19 protein-coding genes are annotated in these 26,169 nt (G+C 61.7%); 8 read left to right on the forward strand and 11 right to left on the reverse strand.

Annotated features, from left to right (window positions below; translation table 11 throughout):
• Nucleotides 1-135: 135 nt before the first annotated feature.
• Genes LIY36_RS04020 through rloA form a run of 3 tightly spaced genes read right to left on the reverse strand, consistent with a single transcriptional unit; the run spans nucleotide 136 to nucleotide 3,196 of the window.
• A complete protein-coding gene (locus LIY36_RS04020) occupies nucleotides 136-1,122 on the reverse strand; it encodes an alpha-L-glutamate ligase-like protein (RefSeq protein ID WP_090400363.1) in 987 nt (328 codons plus the stop codon).
• Complete coding sequence (rloB, locus tag LIY36_RS04025; RefSeq protein WP_192297181.1) at nucleotides 1,122-2,654, reverse strand: osmotic stress tolerance membrane protein RloB; 1,533 nt, start codon at nucleotides 2,652-2,654, stop codon at nucleotides 1,122-1,124. The genes LIY36_RS04020 and rloB overlap by 1 nt, the downstream gene beginning before the upstream one ends.
• 5 nt (nucleotides 2,655-2,659) lie before the next feature.
• Complete coding sequence (rloA, locus tag LIY36_RS04030; RefSeq protein ID WP_226454882.1) at nucleotides 2,660-3,196, reverse strand: retropepsin-like aspartic peptidase RloA; 537 nt, start codon at nucleotides 3,194-3,196, stop codon at nucleotides 2,660-2,662.
• A gap of 272 nt (nucleotides 3,197-3,468) precedes the next feature.
• Between rloA and LIY36_RS04035 the strand changes: the two genes are divergently transcribed.
• From LIY36_RS04035 to prpD, 6 genes are all read left to right on the forward strand, one after another.
• A complete protein-coding gene (locus tag LIY36_RS04035; protein WP_226454883.1) occupies nucleotides 3,469-4,179 on the forward strand; it encodes a GntR family transcriptional regulator in 711 nt (236 codons plus the stop codon).
• Nucleotides 4,179-5,072: a methylisocitrate lyase gene (gene prpB / locus LIY36_RS04040; RefSeq protein WP_027603670.1), complete on the forward strand. Its 894-nt coding sequence runs from the start codon at nucleotides 4,179-4,181 to the stop codon at nucleotides 5,070-5,072. The genes LIY36_RS04035 and prpB overlap by 1 nt, the downstream gene beginning before the upstream one ends.
• Nucleotides 5,073-5,232: 160 nt before the next feature.
• A complete protein-coding gene (gene prpC, locus LIY36_RS04045) occupies nucleotides 5,233-6,360 on the forward strand; it encodes a bifunctional 2-methylcitrate synthase/citrate synthase (RefSeq protein ID WP_192297178.1) in 1,128 nt (375 codons plus the stop codon).
• Between the two features lie 199 nt (nucleotides 6,361-6,559).
• On the forward strand, nucleotides 6,560-9,154 hold the full coding sequence (gene acnD / locus LIY36_RS04050) for a Fe/S-dependent 2-methylisocitrate dehydratase AcnD (RefSeq protein WP_226454884.1): 2,595 nt from the start codon (nucleotides 6,560-6,562) through the stop codon (nucleotides 9,152-9,154).
• 9 nt (nucleotides 9,155-9,163) lie between these two features.
• Complete coding sequence (prpF, locus tag LIY36_RS04055; protein WP_192297176.1) at nucleotides 9,164-10,354, forward strand: 2-methylaconitate cis-trans isomerase PrpF; 1,191 nt, start codon at nucleotides 9,164-9,166, stop codon at nucleotides 10,352-10,354.
• A gap of 229 nt (nucleotides 10,355-10,583) precedes the next feature.
• Nucleotides 10,584-12,068: a 2-methylcitrate dehydratase gene (gene prpD / locus LIY36_RS04060; protein WP_226454885.1), complete on the forward strand. Its 1,485-nt coding sequence runs from the start codon at nucleotides 10,584-10,586 to the stop codon at nucleotides 12,066-12,068.
• A 149-nt stretch (nucleotides 12,069-12,217) separates the two neighbouring features.
• Here the strand turns inward: prpD and LIY36_RS04065 are convergent, their stop codons facing one another.
• The 7 genes from LIY36_RS04065 to LIY36_RS04095 all read right to left on the reverse strand — a co-directional run bounded on the left by LIY36_RS04065 (nucleotide 12,218) and on the right by LIY36_RS04095 (nucleotide 21,026).
• Nucleotides 12,218-13,540 (reverse strand): ABC transporter ATP-binding protein, encoded by a 1,323-nt coding sequence (locus LIY36_RS04065; protein ID WP_226454886.1) that lies wholly within the window; start codon nucleotides 13,538-13,540, stop codon nucleotides 12,218-12,220.
• 16 nt (nucleotides 13,541-13,556) lie between these two features.
• Entirely contained in the window at nucleotides 13,557-15,302 is a 1,746-nt protein-coding gene (locus LIY36_RS04070; protein ID WP_226454887.1) for an ABC transporter permease, read from the reverse strand.
• A gap of 238 nt (nucleotides 15,303-15,540) precedes the next feature.
• A complete protein-coding gene (locus tag LIY36_RS04075; protein ID WP_192297172.1) occupies nucleotides 15,541-16,269 on the reverse strand; it encodes an alanyl-tRNA editing protein in 729 nt (242 codons plus the stop codon).
• 2 nt (nucleotides 16,270-16,271) lie between these two features.
• On the reverse strand, nucleotides 16,272-17,264 hold the full coding sequence (locus LIY36_RS04080) for a serine O-acetyltransferase (RefSeq protein WP_192297171.1): 993 nt from the start codon (nucleotides 17,262-17,264) through the stop codon (nucleotides 16,272-16,274).
• A gap of 37 nt (nucleotides 17,265-17,301) precedes the next feature.
• A complete protein-coding gene (locus tag LIY36_RS04085; protein WP_192297170.1) occupies nucleotides 17,302-18,216 on the reverse strand; it encodes a PLP-dependent cysteine synthase family protein in 915 nt (304 codons plus the stop codon).
• 15 nt (nucleotides 18,217-18,231) lie between these two features.
• Complete coding sequence (gene moeB, locus LIY36_RS04090; protein WP_226454888.1) at nucleotides 18,232-20,094, reverse strand: molybdopterin-synthase adenylyltransferase MoeB; 1,863 nt, start codon at nucleotides 20,092-20,094, stop codon at nucleotides 18,232-18,234.
• 38 nt (nucleotides 20,095-20,132) lie between these two features.
• Nucleotides 20,133-21,026: a DMT family transporter gene (locus LIY36_RS04095; protein WP_192297241.1), complete on the reverse strand. Its 894-nt coding sequence runs from the start codon at nucleotides 21,024-21,026 to the stop codon at nucleotides 20,133-20,135.
• Nucleotides 21,027-21,186: 160 nt separating this feature from the next.
• On the opposite strand from LIY36_RS04095, the gene LIY36_RS04100 reads away from it, so the two are divergent.
• On the forward strand, nucleotides 21,187-22,611 hold the full coding sequence (locus tag LIY36_RS04100; RefSeq protein WP_192297168.1) for an aminotransferase-like domain-containing protein: 1,425 nt from the start codon (nucleotides 21,187-21,189) through the stop codon (nucleotides 22,609-22,611).
• Between the two features lie 139 nt (nucleotides 22,612-22,750).
• On the opposite strand, the gene ppsR is transcribed toward LIY36_RS04100, so the two are convergent.
• Nucleotides 22,751-23,569 carry a posphoenolpyruvate synthetase regulatory kinase/phosphorylase PpsR gene (gene ppsR, locus LIY36_RS04105; protein WP_192297167.1) on the reverse strand — a complete coding sequence of 273 codons (819 nt, stop codon included), beginning with the start codon at nucleotides 23,567-23,569 and terminating at the stop codon, nucleotides 22,751-22,753.
• Nucleotides 23,570-23,747: 178 nt separating this feature from the next.
• On the opposite strand from ppsR, the gene ppsA reads away from it, so the two are divergent.
• On the forward strand, nucleotides 23,748-26,123 hold the full coding sequence (gene ppsA / locus LIY36_RS04110; protein WP_226454889.1) for a phosphoenolpyruvate synthase: 2,376 nt from the start codon (nucleotides 23,748-23,750) through the stop codon (nucleotides 26,121-26,123).
• The last annotated feature ends 46 nt before the right edge of the window (nucleotides 26,124-26,169 follow it).

Below are 26,169 nucleotides of genomic sequence, written 5' to 3' on the forward strand. Positions count from 1 at the left end.
CCCCGAAGAACTGGGTCCTAGACCGCGGTTCAAATGTGGGAGCGGGCTTGCTCGCGAATGTGGTGTGTCAGTCACAGGTGTTTCAACTGATCCACCGCATTCGCGAGCAAGCCCGCTCCCACATTAGATTGGTGTTCAGCCTTCAACCGGCGGGATATGCCCAAACATCTCCTGCACGAACTTTACCCGTTCTTCCGGGGTTTCCGTCACGCCAGCGGCCTTCAGCTCTTCCAGGCGCGCTTCCACCGCGTGGGTGCGCAGGGTCAGCCCGCAGTCGTTGGCGATCTGGATATTCAGCCCCGGCCGCGCATTCAGTTCCAGGATCAGCGGGCCTTTTTCCTGGTCGAGCACCATGTCCACACCGATATAACCCAGCCCGCACAGCTCGTAGCAACCGGCCGCGAGCTTCATGAAACCGTCCCAGTTGGGCAGTTGCACGCCGTCCACCGCGTTGGTGGTGTCGGGGTGTTTGGTGATGATGTTGTTCAGCCAGGTGCCCCGCAGGGTCAGGCCGGTGGCCAGGTCGACGCCCACGCCGATGGCGCCCTGGTGCAGGTTGGCCTTGCCGCCGGACTGGCGTGTCGGCAGGCGCAACATGGCCATCACCGGGTAACCCATCAGCACAATGATGCGGATGTCCGGCACGCCTTCGTAGCTGATGCTCTTGAAGATCTGGTCGGGTACCACGCGGTACTCGATCAGCGCGCGGTCGCGGTGGCCGCCCAGGGAATACAGGCCGGTGAGGATGCTGGAGATCTGATGCTCGATTTCTTCATGGCTGATGATCTTGCCCGATACCGTGCGATAGCGGCCCTCGAAGCGGTCCGCCACCACCAGGATGCCATCACCGCCGGCGCCCTGAGCCGGCTTGATCACGAAGTCGCTGCGCCCACCGATGATCTCGTCGAGCTTGTCGATTTCCTTCTCGGTGGAGATCACTCCGTACATTTGCGGCACGTGGATGCCAGCGGCAATTGCCCGTTCCTTGGTGATGATCTTGTCATCCACGATCGGGTACAGGCTGCGCTTGTTGTACTTGAGCACGTAGTCGGCATTACGCCGATTGATGCCCATGATTCCCCGCGCTTCGAGGGCTTTCCAGGTCTTCCAGAAACCGAACATTACTGGTCAGCCTTCAAGAACGCCTTGAAACGCACCAGCTCGGTCAGGCGGTAGCCGCGATAACGCCCCATGGCCAGCATGAAGCCCACCAGGATCAACAGGATCGCCGGGAAGGTAAACACGAAGTACACCAGCTCCGGCACGCTCATGATCAGGTGCGCCAGGGACGCAGCGAACAACGTGCCGATCGCCACTTTCAGCGCATGGTTGGCGCCGCGTTCCTCCCAGGTGATCGACAGGCGTTCGATGGTCATGGTCAGGATCACCATAGGGAACAGCGCCACCGACAAGCCGCGCTCCAGGCCCAGCTTGTGGCTGAACAGGCTGATGGCGGCGATCAGCACCACCACAAACGTCAGCACCACCGACAGCCTCGGCAGCATCTGCAACTTCAAATGCTCCAGGTAGGAGCGCAACGAAAGCCCCAGCGCCGTGATAATCGTAAACAGCACAATCCCGAAGCCCAACTGCGTCTCGCGGAAGGCCAGGGCGATCAGCACCGGGGTGAAGGTACCCAGCGTCTGCAAGCCGATCAGGTTGCGCAGGATCAGGATCACCAGCACGCCGATCGGGATCATCACCATGATCATGAAGGTCTGCTGGGTTTGCAGCGGCAGGCCGTACAACGAGTATTCGAGGAAGTTGGCGTCGGTGTTTTCGTCCGTCAGCTTGGCCAGGCGAATCGCGTTCATCTCGCTGTTGTTCAGGCTGAAGGTCACCATGGCTTTCTTGCCGCCATCCACCGTGATCAGGTTTTCATCGCCAGTCCACCACAGCAGGCGGTCGGCGGGCAGGCCTTGTTCGCCGGTTTCCGGGTTGAAGTACAGCCAGTCATTGCCGTTGAAACTGCGCAGCCACAGCTCCGGGGTTTGTGGTTGGTCGGCGACGAGGCGGATGGTGTGGACTTTTTCCACCGGCACGTGGGCGATGGACAGCAGCAACTCGACGATCTTGGCCTTGTGCGGCGTCGACGGGTCGCCCGCCAGCAGCAGCTTCACGTTGTCGTCGTTGAGGTTGTTGGTGCGCTTGATGGCTTCGGTGATGAAGGTCTCGACGTCGGCCGAGTGCTGGCGGATCGGCGCCAGCAGGGCTTCGGCGGCGATTTTTTCCGGGCCTTCCACGGCGATGCTGTCGCGGAAGGTCGGGCCCTTGATCTTGACCTTTTCACCGCTGTAACGCTTGGTCAGCACCAGGCGGTAATACAGGGTCTGGTTGCCTTTGGCGCGGCGCGCCGACCAGGTCACCTTGCGGTTGCCGTCGATGCGGTTGACGCTGACCCCGTAGTTGTTCGAGATGAAGCTCTCGTTGAGGCTGACGAAGTCGCGGCTCAGCGGCGGCACGAACATTTGGATCTTCACCGGGTCCTTCGGGTTGGCGACGAACTCGACCTTGGCGTCGATATTCCACAAGTCGTCGGTGGCGTCCTCGGTAACGGGGATCCCCAGCACGAAAATCTGGTAGGCGGTGACCGAAATACCCAACACCACCAGGATGGTGATCAGGATTTTCAGGTGCAGGGTCAGAGAGCGCATTCGGTTTACTCGGCGGTATAAGCGTCGGCGGCGCAGGCGGGTTTGCCTGCTGCGTATTTAAGACTGGGGTCGACCAGCGCATCAAAGCGTTTCAAGGCTTCGGAGCCGATCAGCAGCGGGTATTGGAATGCGCTACGGTCAGTCAAGTTCACTTCGATGCTGCGTAAAGCGTTGCCCATGCAGACGTCGAGGGCAATCACCGGACGGGCGGTGTATTTCTTGTCCTCATCGGGGTCGTAGTCACCGGCGCGGCGCTTGATCTTGCTGACGCGGGCCAGGGGCAGTTCGATGGGGTGGGAATGGGCGGTGTCGATGGCCAGGTAGAAGCGTACCCAGGATTCACCATTGCGCTTGAAGCGCTTGATGTCGCGGGCACTGAGGGAGGCGGTCTTGGCACCGGTGTCGAGTTTGGCGGCGACTTCGAGGTCGATACCCGCCAGCTTGGCGTATTCGTTCAGGCCATACACAGTCTTCTCGGCGGCAATGCCAAGGCTTGGTAGGGTCAACAGGCTGATCAATAGAAGGAAGGGCTTGAGTCTCATAAATCCCGAGGCTGTACAGTGCGATGTTCAATTCAAGGCGACTGGCATTGCTGCGCAAACTCCCTCGTGCGCCTTTTCATCAGGTGATGTCAGGCAAAAGCGGCGGGCATTCTAACATGATGCTTTTTTGGCGCCAGCGCTGGCAGGCGGCCATGCCCTTATCAAGTGTGAAGGGGGTTATTAGACGATTGTCGACAATGTGGATTTATTCTTTGACTATCCAGGCTTGATTGGCTAGTTTTTGCCACATTGATTTTAAAGGTGTCGACAATATGCTGGATCAAGCGGAAGCCTCGGTGGCGACAACGGACGAATCCCAGACCATGTCTGAGAACGTCTTCCGCCGTATCCAGGCCGCCATCGTCAAGGGCGAGATCGCCCCCGGCAGCAAGATCTCCGAGCCGGAGCTGGCGCGCACCTACGGCATCAGCCGTGGCCCGCTGCGCGAGGCGATCCACCGCCTGGAAGGCCAGCGCCTGCTGGTGCGCATACCGCATGTTGGCGCGCGGGTGGTGTCGTTGAGCCACGCCGAGTTAATCGAACTCTATGAAATCCGCGAATCCCTCGAAGGCATGGCCTGCCGCCTGGCGGCCGAGCGCATGACCGACGCCGAAATCGAAGAACTGCGCCAAGTGCTGCATACCCACGAACGCGACGCCGCGTTCCAGGCTGGCGTCGGCTACTACCAGCAGGAAGGCGATTTCGACTTCCACTACCGGATCATCCAGGGCGCCGGCAACCGCACCCTCACGCAAATGCTCTGCGGCGAGCTGTACCAGTTGGTGCGCATGTACCGCATCCAGTTCTCCGCCACACCCAATCGTCCACGCCAGGCCTTTGCCGAACACCACCGCATTCTGGATGCGATTGCCGATCGCGACGGTGAACTGGCCGAACTGTTGATGCGCCGCCACATCGGCGCATCCAAACGCAACATTGCCCGTCACTTCCCCGACGGCCCAGCCCAATCACGAGGTGAATGATGAGTTCCAATAACAAGAGCACCCCAGGCCAGCGTTTCCGTGACGCCGTCGCCAGTGAGCACCCGCTGCAAGTGGTTGGCGCGATCAATGCCAACCACGCGCTGCTGGCCAAGCGCGCCGGGTTCAAGGCCATTTACCTGTCGGGTGGCGGGGTTGCGGCGGGTTCCCTGGGGGTGCCGGACCTGGGCATCACCGGCCTGGATGACGTGCTCACCGACGTGCGCCGCATCACCGACGTGTGTGATCTGCCGCTGCTGGTGGACGTGGACACCGGTTTCGGCTCCTCGGCGTTCAACGTGGCGCGTACGGTCAAGTCGATGATCAAGTTCGGCGCTGCCGCCATCCACATCGAAGACCAGGTCGGTGCCAAGCGCTGCGGCCACCGCCCGAACAAGGAAATCGTGTCCCAGCAGGAAATGGTCGACCGCATCAAGGCCGCCGTGGATGCGCGCACCGATGACAGCTTCGTGATCATGGCGCGCACCGACGCCCTCGCGGTGGAAGGCCTGGAGTCCGCCCTTGAGCGTGCCGCCGCCTGCATCGAGGCCGGCGCCGACATGGTCTTCCCTGAAGCCATCACTGAACTGGAGATGTACAAGCTGTTCGCCGCCCGGGTGAAAGCGCCGATCCTGGCCAACATCACCGAATTCGGCGCCACGCCGCTGTACACCACCGAACAGTTGAAATCTGCCGATGTTTCCATCGTGCTGTACCCGCTCTCGGCCTTCCGCGCCATGAACAAGGCCGCCGAAAACGTCTACACCGCGATCCGTCGCGACGGCACCCAACAGAACGTGATCGACACCATGCAAACCCGCATGGAACTGTACGACCGCATCGACTACCACACCTTCGAGCAGAAGCTCGACGCGTTGTTTGCTGCGAAAAAGTGATTGTGTGGGAGCAGGCTTGTGTGGGAGCGGGCTTGCTCGCGAAAGCGGTGTATCAGCTGTAATTGCTGTGACTGACACACCGTCTTCGCGAGCAAGCCCGCTCCCACACGAACCCAGCTCCACTCGCGACTCCCTATAAGTACAAGATTGGAGAACAGACATGGCTGAAGCAAAAGTACTGAGCGGCGCCGGCCTGCGTGGCCAGGTGGCCGGGCAGACCGCACTGTCCACCGTGGGCCAGGCCGGTGCCGGCCTGACCTATCGCGGCTACGACGTGCGCGAACTGGCCGCCGATGCGCAGTTTGAAGAAGTCGCCTACCTGCTGCTGTACGGTGAACTGCCGAGCAAGGCCGAACTGGCCGCCTACAGCGCCAAGCTGAGCAAGCTGCGCGACCTGCCCCAAGCCCTGAAGGAAGTGCTGGAGCGCATCCCCGCCGACGCCCACCCGATGGACGTGATGCGCACGGGTTGCTCGTTCCTGGGCAACATCGAGCCGGAAACCGACTTCAGCGTGCAACGCGACGTCACCGACCGCCTGCTCGCCGCCTTCCCGGCGATCATGTGCTACTGGTATCGCTTCAGCCACGACGGCCAGCGCATCGACTGCGTGACCGACGAGCCAAGCATCGGCGGGCATTTCCTGCACCTGTTGCACGGCAAGAAGCCGAGCGAGCTGCACGTCAAGGTGATGAACGTGTCGCTGATCCTCTACGCCGAACACGAATTCAACGCCTCGACCTTCACCGCCCGGGTGTGTGCGTCGACCCTGTCGGACTTGTATTCCTGCGTCACCGCCGCCATCGGCTCCCTGCGCGGCCCGCTGCATGGCGGTGCCAACGAAGCGGCGATGGAAATGATCGAACGGTTCTCGTCCGCTGAAGAAGCGGTCGAAGGCACCCTCGGCATGCTGGCGCGCAAGGACAAGATCATGGGCTTTGGCCACGCGATCTACAAAGACAACGACCCGCGCAATGAAGTGATCAAGGGCTGGGCGAAAAAGCTTGCTGACGAAGTGGGCGACACCGTGTTGTTCCCGGTGTCCGAAGCCATCGACAAGACCATGTGGGAGCAGAAGAAGCTGTTCCCCAACGCCGACTTCTACCATGCCTCGGCGTACCACTTCATGGGTATCCCGACAAAGCTGTTCACGCCGATCTTTGTCTGCTCGCGCCTGACCGGCTGGGCTGCGCATGTGTTCGAGCAGCGTGCCAACAACCGCATCATCCGTCCAAGCGCCGAGTACATCGGCGTAGAACAGCGCAAGTTCGTGGCAATCGAACGTCGCTGAGTAAGAAGACCGGCGACCCTGAATTGGAAACCGGATCAAATGTGGGAGCGGGCTTGCTCGCGAAAGCGGTGTCTCAGTCGCAGGTGTGTTGAATGACACACCGCTTTCGCGAGCAAGCCCGCTCCCACACTGGGATCGCATTTCAATTCTGGATAGGCACAGGTCTTCCTTTTGCAACTACCGTGACCGAGTCCTGACGATGAACACTGAATTTCGCAAACCGCTCCCCGGCAGCCGCCTGGATTTCTTCGACGCCCGCGCGGCTGTCGAGGCCATCACCCCCGGTGCCTACGCCACCTTGCCCTACACTTCCCGCGTACTCGCCGAAAACCTCGTGCGTCGCTGTGACCCGGCCACCCTCGATGTGTCCCTGAGCCAACTGATCGAACGCAAGCGTGACCTCGACTTCCCGTGGTTCCCGGCCCGTGTGGTGTGCCATGACATCCTCGGCCAGACCGCCCTGGTCGACCTCGCCGGTCTGCGCGACGCCATCGCCCAGCAAGGTGGCGACCCCGCGCAGGTCAACCCGGTAGTGCCGACGCAATTGATCGTCGACCACTCCCTGGCCGTCGAAGCCGGTGGTTTTGATCCGGACGCGTTCGAGAAGAACCGCGCCATCGAAGACCGGCGCAACGAAGACCGCTTCCACTTTATCGAGTGGACCAAGAAAGCCTTCAAGAACGTCGACGTGATTCCGCCGGGCAACGGCATCATGCACCAGATCAACCTGGAGAAAATGTCCCCGGTGATCCAGGTGCGTGACGGCGTGGCGTTCCCGGATACCTGTGTCGGCACCGACAGCCACACCCCGCACGTGGACGCGTTGGGCGTGATCGCCATCGGCGTCGGCGGCCTCGAAGCCGAGAGCGTGATGCTCGGCCGCGCCTCGTGGATGCGCCTGCCGGAAAGCGTCGGTGTCGAGCTGACGGGCAAGCTGCAACCGGGCATCACCGCCACCGACATGGTGCTGGCGCTGACCGAGTTCCTGCGCAAACAGAAAGTGGTGGGCGCGTGGCTGGAGTTCTTTGGCGAAGGTGCTTCGGCCCTGACCCTCGGCGACCGTGCGACCATCTCCAACATGGCCCCGGAATACGGGGCCACGGCGGCGATGTTCTATATCGATCAGCAAACCATCGCCTACCTGAAACTCACCGGCCGCGAAGACGAACAGGTCGCGCTGGTGGAGCAATATGCACGTCACACTGGCCTGTGGGCCGATGACCTCAAAGGCGCGCAATACGAGCGCGGCCTGACGTTCGACCTGTCCAGCGTAGTGCGCAACATGGCAGGCCCGAGCAACCCCCACGCGCGCGTGGCAACCAGCGACCTGGCCGCCAAAGGCATCAGCGGCCAATGGGACGAAGTGCCCGGCCAGATGCCCGACGGCGCGGTGATCATTGCGGCCATCACCAGTTGCACCAACACCAGCAACCCGCGCAACGTGATTGCCGCAGGCCTTCTGGCACGCAATGCCAACAAACTGGGGCTGACGCGCAAACCGTGGGTCAAATCCTCATTGGCGCCAGGTTCGAAAACCGTGGCCATGTACCTGGAAGACGCCGGCCTGGATCATGAACTGGAACAACTCGGCTTTGGCGTGGTGGCGTTTGCCTGCACCACGTGCAACGGCATGTCCGGCGCGCTCGATCCGGTGATCCAGCAGGAAATCATCGACCGCGACCTGTACGCCACCGCCGTGCTGTCGGGTAACCGCAACTTTGACGGGCGCATTCACCCGTACGCCAAGCAAGCATTCCTCGCCTCGCCGCCGTTGGTGGTGGCCTACGCGATTGCCGGCACCATCCGTTTCGACATCGAAAAAGACGTGCTCGGCCTCGACGCCAATGGCCAGGAAATCCGCCTGCAAGACATCTGGCCGAGCGACGAAGAAATCGACGCGGTGGTCAAGGCCTCGGTCAAGCCGGAGCAGTTCCGCAAGGTGTACATCCCGATGTTCGCGATCCATGAAGACACCGGCCCCAAAGTCGCGCCGCTGTACGACTGGCGCCCGCAAAGCACCTATATCCGTCGCCCGCCTTACTGGGAAGGTGCGCTGGCCGGGGCCCGTCCGCTCAAGGGCATGCGCCCGCTGGCGGTGCTGCCGGACAACATCACCACCGACCACCTTTCGCCGTCCAACGCGATCATGCTCGACAGCGCCGCCGGTGAATACCTGGCGAAAATGGGCTTGCCGGAAGTCGACTTCAACTCCTACGCGACCCATCGCGGCGACCACTTGACCGCGCAGCGCGCGACCTTTGCCAACCCGAAACTGTTCAACGAAATGGTGGTGGAAAACGGCAAGGTCAAGCAGGGCTCCCTGGCGCGGATCGAGCCGGAAGGCCAGGTCACGCGGATGTGGGAAGCCATCGAAACCTACATGGAACGCAAGCAGCCGCTGATCATCATTGCCGGCGCCGACTACGGCCAGGGCTCGTCCCGCGACTGGGCGGCCAAGGGCGTGCGCCTGGCCGGTGTGGAAGCGATCGCCGCCGAAGGTTTCGAGCGCATCCACCGCACCAACCTGGTGGGCATGGGCGTGTTGCCGCTGGAGTTCCTGCCGGGCACCGACCGTCATACGTTGCAGATCGATGGCAGCGAAACCTATGACGTGGTCGGCGCACGCACCCCGCGTGCCACGCTGACCCTGGTGATCAACCGCAAGAATGGCGAACGTGTCGAAGTGCCGGTGACCTGCCGCCTCGACACCGCCGAAGAAGTGTCGATCTACGAAGCGGGTGGCGTGTTGCAGCGTTTTGCCCAGGACTTCCTGGAATCGGCGGCAACGGCCTGAGGGGGAACCATGGCACACGTAGCGCAAATCAAGATCCCCGCCACCTACATGCGTGGCGGCACCAGCAAAGGCGTGTTTTTCAGCCTCACGGACCTGCCCGAAGCGGCGCAGGTGCCGGGCGCTGCACGCGACGCCCTGCTGCTGCGGGTGATCGGCAGCCCCGACCCCTATGACAAGCAAATCGACGGCATGGGCGGCGCCACGTCGAGCACCAGCAAAACCGTGATCCTCGCCAAAAGCACCCGCGCCGAGCACGACGTGGATTACCTGTTCGGCCAGGTGTCCATCGACAAGCCGTTCGTGGATTGGAGCGGCAACTGCGGCAACCTGTCGGCGGCGGTTGGTTCGTTTGCCGTCAGCGCGGGGCTGGTCGACCCGGCCCGCGTGCCCCGCAACGGCGTGGCCGTGGTGCGTGTGTGGCAGGCCAATATCGGCAAGACCATCATTGCCCACGTGCCGATCACCGACGGCGCCGTGCAGGAAACCGGTGACTTCGAGCTGGATGGCGTGACCTTCCCGGCCGCCGAAGTGCAGTTGGAGTTCATGGACCCGGCGGCGGACGAAGAGGGCGGCGGCGGTTCGATGTTCCCCACCGGCAACCTGATCGACGACCTCGAGGTGCCGGGTGTCGGCACCTTCAAGGCGACGCTGATCAACGCCGGCATCCCGACGATCTTCATCAACGCCGAAGACCTCGGCTACACCGGCACCGAACTGCAAGGCGCGATCAACAGCGACCCGAAAGCCCTGGCGATGTTCGAAACCGTTCGCGCCTACGGCGCGCTGCGCATGGGCCTGATCAAACAACTGGATGAAGCGGCCCGGCGCCAGCACACACCGAAGATCGCATTTGTGGCCAAGCCTGCGGACTACGTGGCCTCGAGCGGCAAGGCGATCAAGGCCGGCGATGTGGATTTGCTGGTGCGTGCACTGTCCATGGGCAAGTTGCACCACGCGATGATGGGCACGGCGGCAGTGGCGATTGGCACGGCGGCGGCGATTTCCGGCACGCTGGTCAACCTCGCTGCGGGTGGCGTGGAGCGCAATGCGGTGCGCTTCGGGCATCCGTCGGGCACGTTGCGGGTGGGCGCCGAAGCCAGCCAGGTGGACGGTGAGTGGGTAGTGAAAAAAGCCATCATGAGCCGCAGTGCGCGGGTATTGATGGAAGGCTTCGTGCGCATCCCCGGCGACGCTTTCTAAGCCCAACACCAATCCCTAATGTGGGATAGGGCTTGTGTGGGAGCGGGCTTGCTCGCGAAGGCGCTGGGTCAGTGAAGTCTGTATCGACTGAAACACCGCCATCGCGGGCAAACCCGCTCCCACAGGGGGCTACCTACGTAGAGTTTCTATTCCAAGGCAGGCATTCAAGACCTGCTTTCAACAACCGTGAGCCCGAGGACTAACCCCAACCCTTTCTTGGAGCACTGCCATGAGCGCCAATGTCGACCAGAACAACCGCCCCGACTACGACCAGGTCCTGCAGGACATCGCCGACTACGTCCTCAACTACCGGATCGATTCCCAGGTCGCCCTGGACACCGCCCGCAACTGCCTGATGGACACCCTGGGGTGCGGCCTGCTGGCCCTGCGTTTCCCCGAGTGCACCAAGCACCTGGGGCCGATTGTCGAGGGCACGGTGGTGCCGTTCGGTGCACGGGTGCCGGGCACCTCGTTCCGCTTGGACCCGGTCAAGGCCGCGTGGGACATCGGCTGCATCGTGCGTTGGCTTGACTACAACGACACCTGGCTCGCTGCTGAATGGGGCCACCCTTCGGATAACCTCGGCGCCATCCTCGCCGTGGCCGATCACCTCTCACAAAAACGCGTGGCCAACGGCGATGCGCCGCTGACTGTGCGTGCGGTACTCGAAGCGATGATCATGGCCCATGAGATCCAGGGAGTGATTGCCCTGGAAAACTCGTTCAATCGTGTCGGCCTCGACCATGTGCTGTTAGTGAAAGTTGCCTCCACGGCGGTGACCGCCAAGCTGATGGGGGCCAGTCGCGAGCAGTTGCTTGCCGCGCTGTCCCACGCGTTTGTCGATGGTCAGGCGCTGCGCACCTATCGGCACGCGCCGAACGCGGGTTCGCGCAAGTCATGGGCGGCGGGGGATGCGTCGAGTCGCGGTGTGCGCCTGGCCGACATCGCCCTGCGTGGCGAGATGGGCATCCCCGGCGTCTTGAGCGCGCCGCAATGGGGTTTCTACGACGTGTTGTTCAGCCACACCAACAAGGACCTGGCCCTCAAGCCCGAAGACAAACGCGCATTCAGCCTGCCCCAGCCCTACGGCACTTACGTGATGGAAAACGTGCTGTTCAAGATCAGCTTCCCCGCCGAGTTCCACGCGCAAACCGCCTGCGAAGCCGCCGTGACCTTGCACCCGTTGGTCAAGGATCGCCTGCATGAAATCGAGCGCATCGTGATCACCACCCATGAATCGGCGATCCGCATCATCTCCAAGGTCGGCCAACTGGCCAACGCTGCCGACCGTGACCACTGCCTGCAATACATGACCGCCGTGCCGCTGGCGTTTGGCAATTTGGTGGCCGAGCAGTACGAAGATGAATTCCACGCCGCGCACCCGATCATCGACGCGTTGCGCGACAAGATGGTCATCGTCGAAGAGCCGCGCTACAGCCGCGAATACCTGGAAGCCGACAAACGCTCAATTGCCAACGCGGTGCAGGTGTTTTTCACGGACGGCTCCAGTACCGAGCAGGTGGCGGTGGAATACCCGATTGGTCATCGCCGTCGTCGGGTGGAGGGTATTGCATTGCTGGAAGACAAGTTCAAGGCCAACCTGGCCACGCGGTTTACCGCGCAGCGCAGCGGGGAGATTTTTGCGTTGTGCAAGGATCAGGCGAAGCTTGAGGCCACGCCGGTCAATCGCTTTGTGGATTTGTTCGTAATCTGAAAACACCAGAGATTCAATGTCGAAGTGAGCTTGTGTGGGAGCGGGCTTGCTCGCGAAAACGGAGTGTCAGTCGCTACCTGTGCTGGCTGAAACACCGCTTTCGCGAGCAAGCCCGCTCCCACATTTGGAACTGTGTTGGTCCTGACTAACTACATGCTGCCTTCGACGTCTTCCAGGCTGAATGTCTCAGTGTGGTCGTCGTAGGAGAAAATCTCCGCGTACCGCCCCCACGCCACCACGCTTTCCAGGGTCTTTTCCACGAAGGCTTCGGTCATCGAGTCTTCCAACTCCTGTTCGAAACGCACCCGTGGCGCGCGGTGCCCGCTGCGTTCGAGCAGTACCTGGTGAATGCGCGCGGCCAGCGGTACGTGCTGGATCAGGTGCTCGGCGAACAGGGTCTTGCGTTCCTGGGTGCCGTAGTCGGCAAACAGCTTGCCGGCGTCGGTGAGGGTGATGTCGGCGCCCTTGAGTTCGGCGAAGCCCAAATGCTCGAGCATCTCGGCCACCGGGAACAGGTCGTCGACTTCCAGCAAGCGCCGCTCGGCCACGTTGGGCAAGCCCGCGTGGCCGTTGTAGGGCTCGGCGGCCAGGGTTTCGATCAGGCCGGCCATCAGGTTGGTGGAGACTTCCGGCAGCAGGCTACTCATCTTCAACTCCGGCTTGCCGGCGCTGGCATCGGCGCTGCGTCGGTCGGTCATCAGCGCGTAGATGTCATCGACCATTTGCCGGAACGTCGGGTCCAGGCGGTTGCGTGGGTGGGCAAACGGCACCTTGATCTCGGCGACCACCCGGCCGGGGTTGGAGGACAGCACCAGGATGCGGTCGCACATCAACACTGCTTCTTCGATGTTGTGGGTCACGATCAGGATCGATTTGATCGGTAATTGCTTGCCACTCCATAGCTCCAGCAAGTCGGTGCGCAGGGTTTCGGCGGTGAGCACGTCGAGGGCGGAGAAGGGTTCGTCCATCAGCAGCAGGGTCGGGTTGACCACCAGGCCACGGGCAAACCCGACGCGCTGGCGCATGCCGCCGGACAATTCGCGGGGGTAGGCGTTTTCAAAACCGTCCAGGCCGATCAGGTCGATGGCGGCCAGGGCACGGCGGCGGGCTTCCTTGCGTTCGACCTGCAAGGCTTGCAGGCCGGCCTCGACGTTTTCCAGCACGGTCAGCCACGGGAACAGGGCAAAGGTCTGGAACACCATGGCCACGCCTTCGGCCGGGCCGGTCAGCGGTACGCCGTGGTAGCGCACGTCGCCCGACGACGGCTGGATCAGCCCGGCAATAATGCGCAGCAAGGTCGACTTGCCGGAACCGGAACGGCCGAGCATGCCGACGATCTCGCCTTCGTGCAGGCTCAGGTCCACGCCGCTGAGCACTTGCAGCTCGTCTTTGCCTTTGCCGAACACCCGGTTCACATTTTTCAGCGAGTAGATTTCCGGGGTGTCGGCAGTGTGTTCGGTATAGGTACTCATCTCGGCAAATTGCCCCTCAATTCAGACGCAGTTTGTTCTCAGCCATGGCGTACATCGGGCGCCAGACCGCACGGTTGAAGACCACCACAAAGATCGACATCACCACCACGCCCAGGGCGATTTTCGGGAAGTCGCCCGCCGCGGTGGTTTGTGCAATGTAGGCGCCAAGGCCGTGGGCGACCACATTGTCCTGGCCCCAGGACACATACTCGGAAACGATGCTGGCGTTCCATGCGCCACCCGATGCGGTAATCGCGCCGGTGACGTAGTACGGGAAAATGCCCGGCAGCATCACCTTGCGCCACCACAGCCAGCCGCGAATGCGGAAGTTGGCGGCGGCTTCCTTGTAGTCATTGGGAAACGCGCTGGCACCGGCCACCACGTTGAACAGGATGTACCACTGGGTGCCCAGGACGATCAGCGGGCTGAGCCAGATGTCCGGGTTGAGGTGGTAGTGCAGGATCACAATGACGAATACCGGGAACAGCAGGTTCGCCGGAAACGCCGCGAGGAACTGCGCCACGGGCTGGATCTTTTGCGCCAGGCGCGGACGCAGGCCGATCATCACGCCCAGCGGTACCCAGATCAGCGAGGCAATCAGGATCAGGCCGGTCACTCGCAGCAGGGTTATCAAACCGAGCACGAAGACATGGCCGACCTCGGCGAAGGTCACTTCGGTGCCGACGTACTGCACGATGTGGTACAGCGCGTAGGCCGTGAGCAGGCCAATCAACCCGCCCCATACCCAATCGATCACCTTGGACGCTGCCGGCGATTCGCTCGGCAATGCCTTGAACGCGCCGCCGGCGAGCCTGAAGCGTTTGTTGCCGATGCGGCCGATGGCGCGGGTGATGGGGCGCAGGATGCGTTGGACCATGCGCGTGCGCTGGATCAGGTTCAGCACCCAGGATTGCGGCGCAGCGCCCTGGGAGGCGGTGGTTTCCATGCGGAACTTGTCGGCCCAGGCCACCAGTGGGCGGAACAGGAACTGGTCGTAGATCAGGATCACCGCGATCATCGCCAGGATCACATAGCCCACGGCATGCAGGTCTTTCTGGGCAATGGCCAAGGCCAGGTACGAACCGACGCCGGGCAGGGTGATGGTCTTGTCGCCGACGGTGATGGCTTCGGAGGCGACCACGAAAAACCAGCCGCCGGACATGCTCATCATCATGTTCCACACCAGCCCCGGCATGGCGAACGGCACGTCGAGCTTCCAGAAGCGTTGCCAGCCGGACAGCCGCAGGTTGGTGGACACTTCCACCAGGTCATGGGGCAGCATGCGCAGCGACTGGTAGAAGCTGAACGTCATGTTCCAGGCCTGGCTGGTGAAGATCGCGAAGATCGCCGCGAACTCTGCGCCCAGCACGCGGCCGGGAAACAGCAGCAGGAAGAAGGTCACGGTAAACGAGATGTAACCGAGCACCGGCACCGATTGCAGGATGTCGAGCACGGGCACCAGCAGTTTTTCGGCGCGCCGGCTTTTGGCGGCCAGGGTGCCGTAGAGCAGGGTGAAGATCAGCGCCGCGACCATCGCCGCGAGCATGCGCAGGGTGGTGCGCATCGCATATTCCGGCAGGTTGGCGGGGTCGAGGGAAATGACCTCGCTCTGCAGCGTCTCGATGGGGGCCCAGGTTTCCCGCGCAGTGATGGAAAAAAACAGCAGAAAGCCGATCACCAGCGGCAGGGCGACCAAATCCCAACGGTTGGGCAGCAAGCGCATGGTGGATGCTGGTATGTAGTGACGAAGCACTTTATTCATAGGCAGTCATTCCTGCAGCGTTCAGGTTCAGGGGAGCGGTGGGGTGAGCTTGGCTTCTGTTCGAAAGACCCCGCGAGAAGGGGCGGGCGCTCTTTCTCCGAGAGTCAGGTGGCAGTGCATCAGGACGATGACCTGCTGGCGAGATTCTACGTTTCTGAATGTTACAAGGCGGATAAATTTCCTGTCAGTTCGCTGTACGAAAAGCGGCCGGGGGGTTGGCTCCCCAGCTGCGTGGCCATTACTCGAAGCGCAGGATCACCCGCCGGTTGTGTTTGCTCTTCTTCTCGATCTTCTCGCAGAACACCCGGCCGATTTCCTCGGTGTTGATCACATGGGTGCCGCCGCAGGGCTGGATGTCGATGCCGGCGATTTCAATGATGCGCACCGAGCCCTGGATCACTGGCGGCGCGACCGCCTGGGTGCGGGTGATCTGCAGCAGGGTGGCGTATTCCGAGGCGGGCATCGCCAGGGCCTTTACCGTGTGGGCCTGTTCGATCAGCGCATTGAGGTCGCGGGTGAGGCTGTCTTTGTCGAGGGTCATTTCCGGCAGGTCGAAGTCCAGGCGGCCTTTGTCGGCGCTGATGCTGCAGCCGGTCACGGGGGCATCGATCAGCGAGCACAACAGGTGCAGGCAGGTGTGCATCTTCATGTGCTGGTAGCGTCGCTCCCAATCGAGGCCGGCGTCGACTTGCACACCGGCGGTCAATTGTTCGGGGCAGTGTTCCACCTGGTGCCAGATGATCGAACGCAGCACCGGGTCGCGTACCGTACCGACCACCTCGACCCGCGTGCCGTCCGCCAGGGTTAAGTGGCCGGTGTCGCCCGGTTGCCCGCCGCCGGTGGGGTAGAACAACGTGTGTTCCAGGGCAATGCCGTGTTCGCTGACGGCAATCACCCGGGCGCTGAATGCGTTCTGGTAGGGCGCGCTGTCAAACAGCGCCAGGGTTTCCATGGTGTGCACGGACATATTCAACCTCGGACGATCAGTGGGCTGGCTTGCAATAAATGACGCACCATTGCGCTCAAGCCAGGGGGGGAGAGCAGGGTGATTTCAAACTCCGGGCCGCAGACCTTGAGGTTCAGCGGCAGGCGCGGCAGGTAGCCGTCCGAGTCGATGCGGTGCAGGCGGAACTGCAGGTGATGGCGTTCTTTCACCGTGGGTTCGAGCAACAACCCCTGCAAGGGGTGAAAGTCGGCGTCCAGCACGGTGACCTTGTGGTTGGCATTGATCTCGCCGACCACGTGCAGGCGCTCGTCGAGGGCGAAGGCCCCGAGGTAGTTGCTGTGGTCCGACTCGTCGTTTTTTTGCAATTGCACCTGGTTCACCACCTTGACCTTGGTGCCCGCCGGCACGTCCTGGGTGATCACGCAGGAGGGGCTGATGAACACGTCGTCGCCGATCAGCACATAACCCAGCACGCGCGCGCCGGAGCCGATCTCGACGTTGTTGCCCAGGCGCGGGTGGCGCTTGCCGTCCGGGTTGTTGGCAATGCCACGGGCACCGAGGGTCACGCCGCAGAGGATGTAGCAGTCGTTGCCGATCTCGCAGGTCTCGCCGATCACGGTGCCGTAGCCATGGTCGAGCACAAAGCGCCGGCCGATGCGCGCGGCCGGGTGGATCTCGGCGCCGGAGAGGATCTTGCCCTGGTTGCTGAGCTTGAGGGCAATGCGTGAAAACACGCCGTTGGTCTGGTCCGGGAAATTCCACACCAGGTGCGCCAGGCGATAGAACAGCACAGCCTTGAACGAGGCGTAGGACTCCAGGATCAGTTCGCCGCGCCCGCGCGACGCCGGGTCACGGTAGGCGTAGGCGATCAGGTCTTCGGCCACGGCCTGGGCGGCGTTCTGCACCAAGGGCGCCAGGTGTGGTTCCAGCTGCTTCATCTGCGTTGGCGTAAGGGTCTTGATGAGGTGGGTGAGCAACTCATCGTGCAGCTGTTGCATGTCAATAAAGCCCCCCATGGAGGCACCCCCACATTCTGGATGGTTGGGAAACCGTTTATTCGAAACTGGGCAGGTAGCTGTCGGCATTGTCGTAGACCATGGTCAGTACCACCGTTTCGGTGGGCAGTTCCGGGGCGAGCCTGGCGATGGCGACCATATTGGCCGCCGAGGACAGGCCCAGGCTGATGGCGTCCGTGCGCATGATGCGTTTCATCATGTCGATGCACTCCTGGCGCGACACCTTGAGCATGCCGTCCAGTACGTCGAGGTTGAGAATGCTCGGAATCAGGCCAATCGACAGGCCCTGGATATGGTGCGGCGCGTGCTGGTTTTTCAGCAGGTCGCATTCTTCCGGCTCCACGCCCATCACCCGCAGCTGCGGCCATGTGGCCTTGAGGGTTTCGCCGATGCCAGTGATATGGCCGCCGGTGCCGATGCCGCTGACGAAGTAGTCCACGCGCAGATCACCGAAGGCACGCAGGATCTCCGGCGCGGTGGTCTCGCGGTGGGTTTGCGGATTGGCACCATTGCGCTGCTGGTTGAGCATCACGTAGCTGGGGTTTTCCAGCTGCATTTCCAGGCACTTTTCGCCATGGGAGTTGTTGCCCAGGCGGCTGTCCGACAGCACCACCTTGGCCCCGTAGAGGCGCAGCAACTTCTGTTTTTCCGGGCTGTAGTTATCGGGGATCACCAGCACCACTTTGTAGCCCAGCACATTGCCTGCCATTACCAGGCCAATGCCGGTGTTGCCGCCACTGGGCTCGATGATGGTTTGCCCGGCGTTGCGGATCAGCACGCCACGCCGTTCGGCGTCGAGGATCATGCCCAGGGCGATGCGCGCCTTGTGGCTGCCGCCGGGGTTGAGGGATTCGAGCTTGGCGTAGACCTCGATGCCGAGGTCTTCGGAAAACTGCGCCAGACGCACGATGGGCGTGTGGCCAATCACGTCGAGGATGGAGTCATGCAGCATCAGTCGATCCCCGGCTCAATACAGCGGCATGTCGGGTTCGACGTCGCGCACCCAGTGTTTCATCCCGCCCTGCAAGACCTTGGTGTTGGCGAAACCGGCCGCCAGCAGGGTCGTGGCAGCTTGTTCGGCGCGGGTACCGGCGTAGCAGATCAGGTAGTGGGTATTGTCGCGGCTGAGGCTGTCGAGTTGCCTGTCCAGTTCGGCCAGGGGAATGTGCACCACGCCTGGTAGTTTGCACACTTCCAGTTCCCTGGCGTCACGCACGTCCAGCAGCACATCGGCGCTGTGGTGGTGTTCGAGCAGTTGCTTGAGGACGCGGGGCTTGATGTAGCGTTCTGCGGCCAGCGACGGCTGGCTTGGCACGGCGTCGGCGCAGACCGCTGGCGCCTGGGTCTGGCTGTGGCGCAGGTCCGAGCAGCACGGGCAGTCGGCGCGGCGCTTGAAGCGGATCTCGCTGAACTTCATCGCCAGCGCATCGAAGCGCATCAGGCGGCCGGACAAGGGTTCGCCGATGCCGATCAGCAATTTGATCGCTTCGGTGGCCTGGATCATCCCGACCACGCCGGGCAGCACGCCGATGACCCCGCCGGCGCTGCAATTGGGCGCCAGTTCGGCGGGCGGAGCCTGGGGGAACAGGCAGCGGTAGCACGGCCCACCTTTATAGTTGAGCACGCTGATCTGCCCGTCGAAGCGGTAGATGGCGCCGTACACCAGGGGTTTGCCAAGCTGGACGCAGGCGTCATTGACCAGGTAGCGGGTGTCGAAATTGTCGGTGCCGTCGATCACCAGATCGTAGGCGCCCACCAGCTCCAGGGCGTTGTCGGCATTCAGGGCGGTGTCGTGGGCATTGATCTGGATGTGGCGGTTGAGGTCTTGCAGGCGCTGCTTGGCGGACTCGACCTTGGGCAGGCCCAACGTGCTGTTGCCGTGGACGATCTGGCGTTGCAGGTTGCTGCTTTCCACCACGTCGAAATCCACCAGCCCCAGGGTGCCGATGCCGGCTGCCGCCAGGTACAGGCTGATGGGCGAGCCCAGGCCGCCGGTGCCGATGATCAGCACCTTGGCTTTCTTGAGGTTCAACTGGCCTTCGCGGCCAACGCCGGGCAGGGTGATGTGGCGCACATAGCGCTGCACCTCTTCATTGCTCAGCGTGTCGACATTGATGCCGCCAGAAGTGGCGAGCAGCACTTCGATCCTGGCCTTTTCCGGGAGGCGATCATCGGCGCCCACCAGTTCTTCCTCGGCGGTAAACAGGAAGTGCTCCTTGAGCTGGTTGTTCTTCTCGTGGAACAGGTGCGGGCGCAGTTGCGGGTGATTGATGCAGAGGTTTTCAATGACTTCGCGCAATGTCGATCCGGTGCCTTCAAGGGTCGATTCCGGCAGCTTGGCTACGCGAACCAGAATGTCGGGGAAAGAGACAGCGTTCATGGACAACTCCGTGTGCAGGTCGTTGAAAGGGTTGAGGGCGAAATGCTTGCCATCCCAGGCAAACAGCTTTGAGCCCAGGGCGTGGCCCTGGCGAACGTCGACCACCAGATAACTCACAGGGAAGATCGGTTCGCCCATGAACAGCGCCTTGTCCTGGTCTTCGTCACTGAAGTAGGCGCCTACGTCGGGGTGGGAGTGATAGATCACTACCACCGGGTTGTTGCCGCGAGACGCCTTGTTCATCAGTAGGGTGTCGGCCACCGAGAAGGTGTAGCCGTTGGCGGCGGTGCGCGGGTATATCTGGGGGTTCTTGCGGTGCAGCTCGTTCTGGATATTGCTGCCCAGGTGCACACTGCCGTCGGCGAAGACGAAGCCACAGCATTCCTCGGGATAGCTGGAGCTGGCGTGGGCGTAGATCTGTTCCAGGGCTTTTGGGCGGAGGACGTCCATGTTTCTCTCGCGTGGTTGATGTTGATGGGGCCGCAAGCTCAATTTTTCTTGGCCAGGAGTTTTTCAATCGGCAACTTGGTGATCGCAAAGCCTGCCAGCAGGATGGCCGAGTACAGCATCAGGTCGCGGGAAATCGCCATGCCTTCGTACCAGGCGCCGATGATCACCGCGAACACCGGAAAGATGATGAACACGAACGACAGGATGATCGGGCTCAAGCGCTTGAGCAGCATGAAGTACACGATGAACCCGCCGACCGAGGCCACCAGCCCCAGGTAGAACAACGCGCTCCAGGAGCGCAGGGTGATGGCCTCGAAGGTCGGCGTTTCAAACCACAGGCCCGCCACGAACAGCATCAGCCCGGCAATGCCGATGGGCAGGGTGTTGTAAGTGATCACGCTGATGGCGCTGCCTTTTTGCTTGGTAATGACGTAGCACAAGGCGTGCATGATCGCGGCGCTCAGAATGGCCAGTACCCCGAGAAACTCGGCGTGGTCCAGGTGCAGGCCCTGGCTCTTGATGATCATGTAGAGGCTGCCGAAACCGATGCCGATGCCGACCACCTGGGAGAAGTAGATGCGCTCGCGCAGGAACAGCGCGGAGAAAATCAGGATGAACACCGGCATGCAACTGAACAGCAGGGCGGTAAGCCCGGACGAGACATGCATCTCGCCGTAGTTGAGCAGGTAATAAGGAACGCTGAAGTAGGAAAGCGTCACGAACACGAAGAACCAGCGGCTTTCCCGGGGAAACAGGATCGGCTCCCGGCGCACCATGGCAAAACACAGGAACAGCGGGAAGGCGATCAGGAAGCGCAGGCCGGCGGACGTCAGCGGCGGCACGCTCTCCACGGCGATCTTGATGCCCAGCCAGGTGGTGCCCCAGCTCAGGCACACGATCAGGAACATCACGCTGGTGACCAGGCCGGCCAGCCATTGTTTCTGGGAATTGGTTTTTTCAGTGTTTTCGAGAACGGCGGACATTGGCATCGTTTATTACTTCCATGAGCCGGAATTGAACTCTATATTGACTGTGTATTGAGTTGTTTCATCCGGTGATTGAACCCGTAAAAGCACACTATTAGGGCGAAAGATGGCTGTCAAAACAAATATTGACATGGTGTCAATTATGCGTGAGGGGTTGTCCAGCGGTCAGGGCGTGAAGTACAAGCGCCTGTCCGATGTCATGGAACGGGGCATCCTTGAAGGGCTGATTGAACCAGGACGAAAGCTACCGCCTCATCGGGTGCTTTCCGACAATCTGGGGGTGACCATCGGCACCATCAGCCGGGCCTACGGCGAGTTGGAACGCCTGGGGTTGGTGGTGGCGCGGGTGGGGGACGGAACTTTCGTGCGCAAGCGTGGGATGGAGCGCCAGCGCGATGAAGGCTTTCGCAACTTCAGCGAGGAGCCGCGCCAGTACTTCGACATGAGCCGCAACATGCATATCCCCGGGCAGGAAACGGCCTTCCTGGCCCAGAGCCTGCAAACCCTGGCGACCAACGCCAAGTTCCTCCAGGACATCAGTGCCTACACGCCCGACGCCGGGCTGCCGCGTTATCGCGAGGCGGGTGCGCAATGGCTGGTACAACGCGATTTTCATCCGATTCCCGAGCAGGTCATCTGCGTCAACGGCGGCCAGCACGGTTTGCTCTGCGCCATGATGGCGTTGCTGCGCGCCGGCGATACGGTGGTCACCGAGCAACTGACCTATCCAGGGTTGATCACGGCGGCGCGCATGTTGGGCGTGCGTCTGATCGGCCTGGAGATGGATGAGGAAGGCGTGCTGCCGGGGGCGTTGGATGAAGTCTGTCGTAACCACCGGGTTTCGGCGTTGTATTGCACGCCGACCATTCAGAACCCGACCACTGCAGTACTTTCGATTCCGCGCCGCGAAGCCTTGGCCCGGGTCTGTCGGGAACACAATCTACTGATTCTTGAAGATGAAGCCCACGGCGTGCTGGTGGAGGATCGTCCACCGCCCCTCAGCTATTTCGCGCCTGAGCGTACGATTTTGATCAGCAGCTTGAGCAAGGCAGTGTCTGCCGGGTTGCGCGTGGGCTATGTACATGCACCACCGGCCTTGGTCAGCCGCATCTCGGCGGCGCTGCGCTCGACCTGCTGGATGGCCACGCCGGTGACGCTGGAACTGGCGACACAGTGGATCGAAAACGGCACCGCCGAATACCTGCTGCGCCAGCAGATCAATGAGATCAGTCGCCGCAAAGCCTTGGTGCAAGGGTTGTTGGCCGGTCTTGAATACCGCACGCACCTCAACAGCCCGCACTTCTGGATTGAAGTCCCGGAGCCGTGGCGCGCGTCGGAAATCGAAGCCGAGCTCAAACAGAACAATTACCTGATCGCCACCGCCGAGGCGTTTGCCGTGGGGCAGACGGCGGTGCCGCAGTTTATTCGGGCGAGTATCTGCAATACGTCGGGGGATGATCAGTTGCTGTTGGCCGGGTTTGATGCGCTGGCGACCGCGCTGGGGCAGGGCGGCGGACGATTTCAATTGTAGTGAGCGGGCTTGCCCCGCGCTGGGCGGCGAAACCGCCCCAATAAGGCCGCCGCGGTGTTTCAGAAAGACCGCGGCCGCCTGGATTTGGGGCGGCTGCGCCGCCCAGCGCGGGCAAGCCCGCTCACTACAGGCTTCGGGGTTACTTGAAACGGCGCTCTACCCCTTTCTCGACCAGAATCTTCGCGGAAATCTCTTCCACCGAGAAATGCGTGGAATTGATGTGCGCAATATTCTCGCGGCGGAACAGATTTTCCACTTCACGCACCTCGAATTCGCACTGCGCATAGCTGGAATAACGGCTATTGGGCTTGCGCTCGTTGCGGATCGAGGTAAGTCGGTCCGGGTCGATGGTCAGGCCGAACAGCTTGTGCCGGTGCGAACGCAAGGCCGCAGGCAGCGTCAGGTGTTCCATGTCGTCCTCGGTCAGCGGGTAGTTGGCCGCGCGGATACCGAATTGCATGGCCATGTACAGGCAGGTCGGGGTCTTGCCGCAGCGCGATACGCCCACCAGGATCAGGTCGGCCTTGTCGTAGTAGTGCGTGCGGGCACCGTCGTCATTGTCGAGGGCGAAGTTCACCGCCTCGATACGCTCCATATAGTTGGAGTTATGGCCAATGGAATGGGACTTTCCTACGGAATACGAGGAGTGTTCACTCAGCTCTTGTTCCAGGGGCGCCAGGAAGGTCGAGAAGATGTCGATCATGAAACCATTCGACGTTGCGAGAATCTCACGGATGTCTTGATTGACGATCGTGTCGAAAATGATCGGCCGAAAGCCGTCTTTTTCAGCCGCCAGATTGATTTGTTGTACCATGGCCCGCGCTTTTTCCACGCTGTCGATGTAAGGCCGCGTGAATTTGGCGAAGGTAATGTTTTCGAACTGCGCGAGCAGGCTTTGACCCAATGTTTCGGCTGTGATGCCGGTGCCGTCGGAGATAAAGAAAGCAGATCGTTTCATTTGAGCCCTGGGCCTTAAGCTGATGACGAATCTTGGATATGATAGGCGCGATTTTGCCGTCCCACAGTGGGCCGCATTCTCACTTATTTTCCAGGTCCAGGCCACAAACGCCGGCGAAAGCTCCTACTGAGCAGCCCGCGTCCTGAGCTTTTCCAACACAGTTAGTGGAGAGATCACCTTGGTAGAGTACGTAGTTTCCCTCGATAAGCTCGGCGTCCATGATGTAGAGCACGTAGGGGGCAAGAACGCATCCCTCGGCGAGATGATCAGTAATCTTGCAGGCGCTGGTGTATCGGTGCCCGGTGGTTTTGCCACCACGGCCCAGGCTTACCGCGATTTCCTCGAACTGAGCGGCCTCAATGCTCAGATCCACGCCGCGCTGGACGCACTGGACGTCGACGACGTCAACGCCCTGGCCAAGACCGGCAGCCAGATCCGCCAGTGGATCATGGAAGCCGAGTTCCCCGAGAAGCTCAACGCGGAAATCCGCACCGCCTTCGCCGCCCTGTCGGCGGGCAACCCGGACATGGCCGTCGCCGTGCGCTCCTCGGCCACTGCCGAAGACTTGCCGGACGCCTCCTTCGCCGGTCAGCAGGAAACCTTCCTGAACATCCGCGGCGTGGAAAACGTGATCCGCGCGGCCAAGGAAGTCTTCGCCTCGCTGTTCAACGACCGCGCCATTTCCTACCGCGTACACCAAGGTTTCGACCACAAGCTGGTGGCCCTGTCTGCCGGTGTGCAGCGCATGGTGCGTTCGGAAACCGGCACCGCCGGCGTAATGTTCACCCTGGACACCGAATCCGGCTTCCGTGACGTGGTGTTTATCACCGGCGCCTACGGCCTGGGCGAAACCGTCGTACAAGGCGCGGTAAACCCGGACGAATTCTACGTACACAAGGGCACCCTCGAAGCGGGTCGCCCGGCCATCCTGCGCCGTAACCTGGGCAGCAAGGCCATCAAGATGATCTACGGCGACGAGGCCAAGGCCGGTCGCTCGGTCAAGACCGTTGATGTCGACAAGGCCGAGCGCGCGCGTTTCTGCCTGACCGACGCTGAAGTCAGCGAATTGGCCAAACAAGCGATGATCATCGAAAAGCACTACAAGTGCCCGATGGACATCGAGTGGGCCAAAGACGGCGACGACGGCAAGCTGTACATCGTGCAGGCCCGTCCGGAAACCGTGAAGAGCCGCACTTCGGCCAACGTCATGGAACGCTACCTGCTGAAAGAAACCGGCACCGTGCTGGTGGAAGGCCGTGCCATCGGCCAGCGCATCGGCGCCGGCAAGGTGCGGATCATCAAGGACGTGTCCGAAATGGATAAAGTCCAGCCAGGTGACGTACTGGTCTCCGACATGACCGACCCGGATTGGGAACCGGTGATGAAGCGCGCCAGCGCGATCGTCACCAACCGTGGCGGGCGGACTTGCCACGCGGCGATCATCGCCCGTGAGCTGGGGATTCCTGCGGTGGTGGGTTGCGGTAACGCTACCCAGTTGTTGAAAGACGGCCAGGGCGTGACGGTTTCCTGCGCCGAAGGCGATACCGGTTTCATCTTTGAAGGTGAACTGGGCTTCGACATCAAGCAAAACTCCATCGATGCCATGCCAGACCTGCCGTTCAAGATCATGATGAACGTCGGCAACCCGGACCGTGCCTTCGATTTCGCGCAACTGCCGAACGCCGGTGTGGGCCTGGCCCGCCTGGAGTTCATCATCAACCGCATGATCGGCGTGCACCCCAAGGCCCTGTTGAACTACGACGGCCTGCCGCTGGACATCAAGGAAAGCGTCGACAAGCGCATCGCCGGCTACAACGACCCGGTGGGCTTCTACGTCGAGAAACTGGTGGAAGGCATCAGCACCCTGGCGGCGGCGTTCTACCCGAAAAAGGTCATCGTGCGCCTGTCGGACTTCAAGTCCAACGAATACGCCAACCTTATCGGTGGCAAGCTCTACGAGCCGGAAGAAGAAAACCCGATGCTGGGTTTCCGTGGCGCCTCGCGTTACATCAGCGAAGCGTTCCGTGACTGCTTCGAGCTCGAATGCCGCGCCCTCAAGCGTGTGCGCAACGAGATGGGCCTGACCAACGTCGAGATCATGGTGCCGTTCGTGCGTACCCTGGGCGAAGCGAGCCAGGTTGTTGACCTGCTGGCTGAAAACGGCCTGTCCCGTGGCGAAAACGGCCTGCGCGTGATCATGATGTGCGAACTGCCGTCCAACGCCATCCTGGCCGAAGAGTTCCTGGAGTACTTCGACGGCTTCTCCATCGGTTCCAACGACCTGACCCAGCTGACCCTGGGCCTGGACCGCGACTCCGGGATCATCGCGCACCTGTTCGACGAGCGAAATCCTGCGGTCAAGAAGCTGCTGTCCAACGCCATCCAGGCCTGTAACAAGGCTGGCAAGTACATCGGCATCTGCGGCCAAGGCCCTTCCGACCATCCGGATCTGGCCCGCTGGCTGATGGAGCAGGGCATCGAAAGCGTCTCGCTGAACCCCGATTCCGTGCTGGAAACCTGGTTCTTCCTGGCGGAAGGCCAAGCGTCCGCCTAAGGTCGATACGTCAAAAGTGCCGGTCACCTGTCGCGGGTGACCGGCA

This window comes from Pseudomonas sp. AF03-9 (genome assembly GCF_020515815.1).
GTDB lineage: Bacteria > Pseudomonadota > Gammaproteobacteria > Pseudomonadales > Pseudomonadaceae > Aquipseudomonas.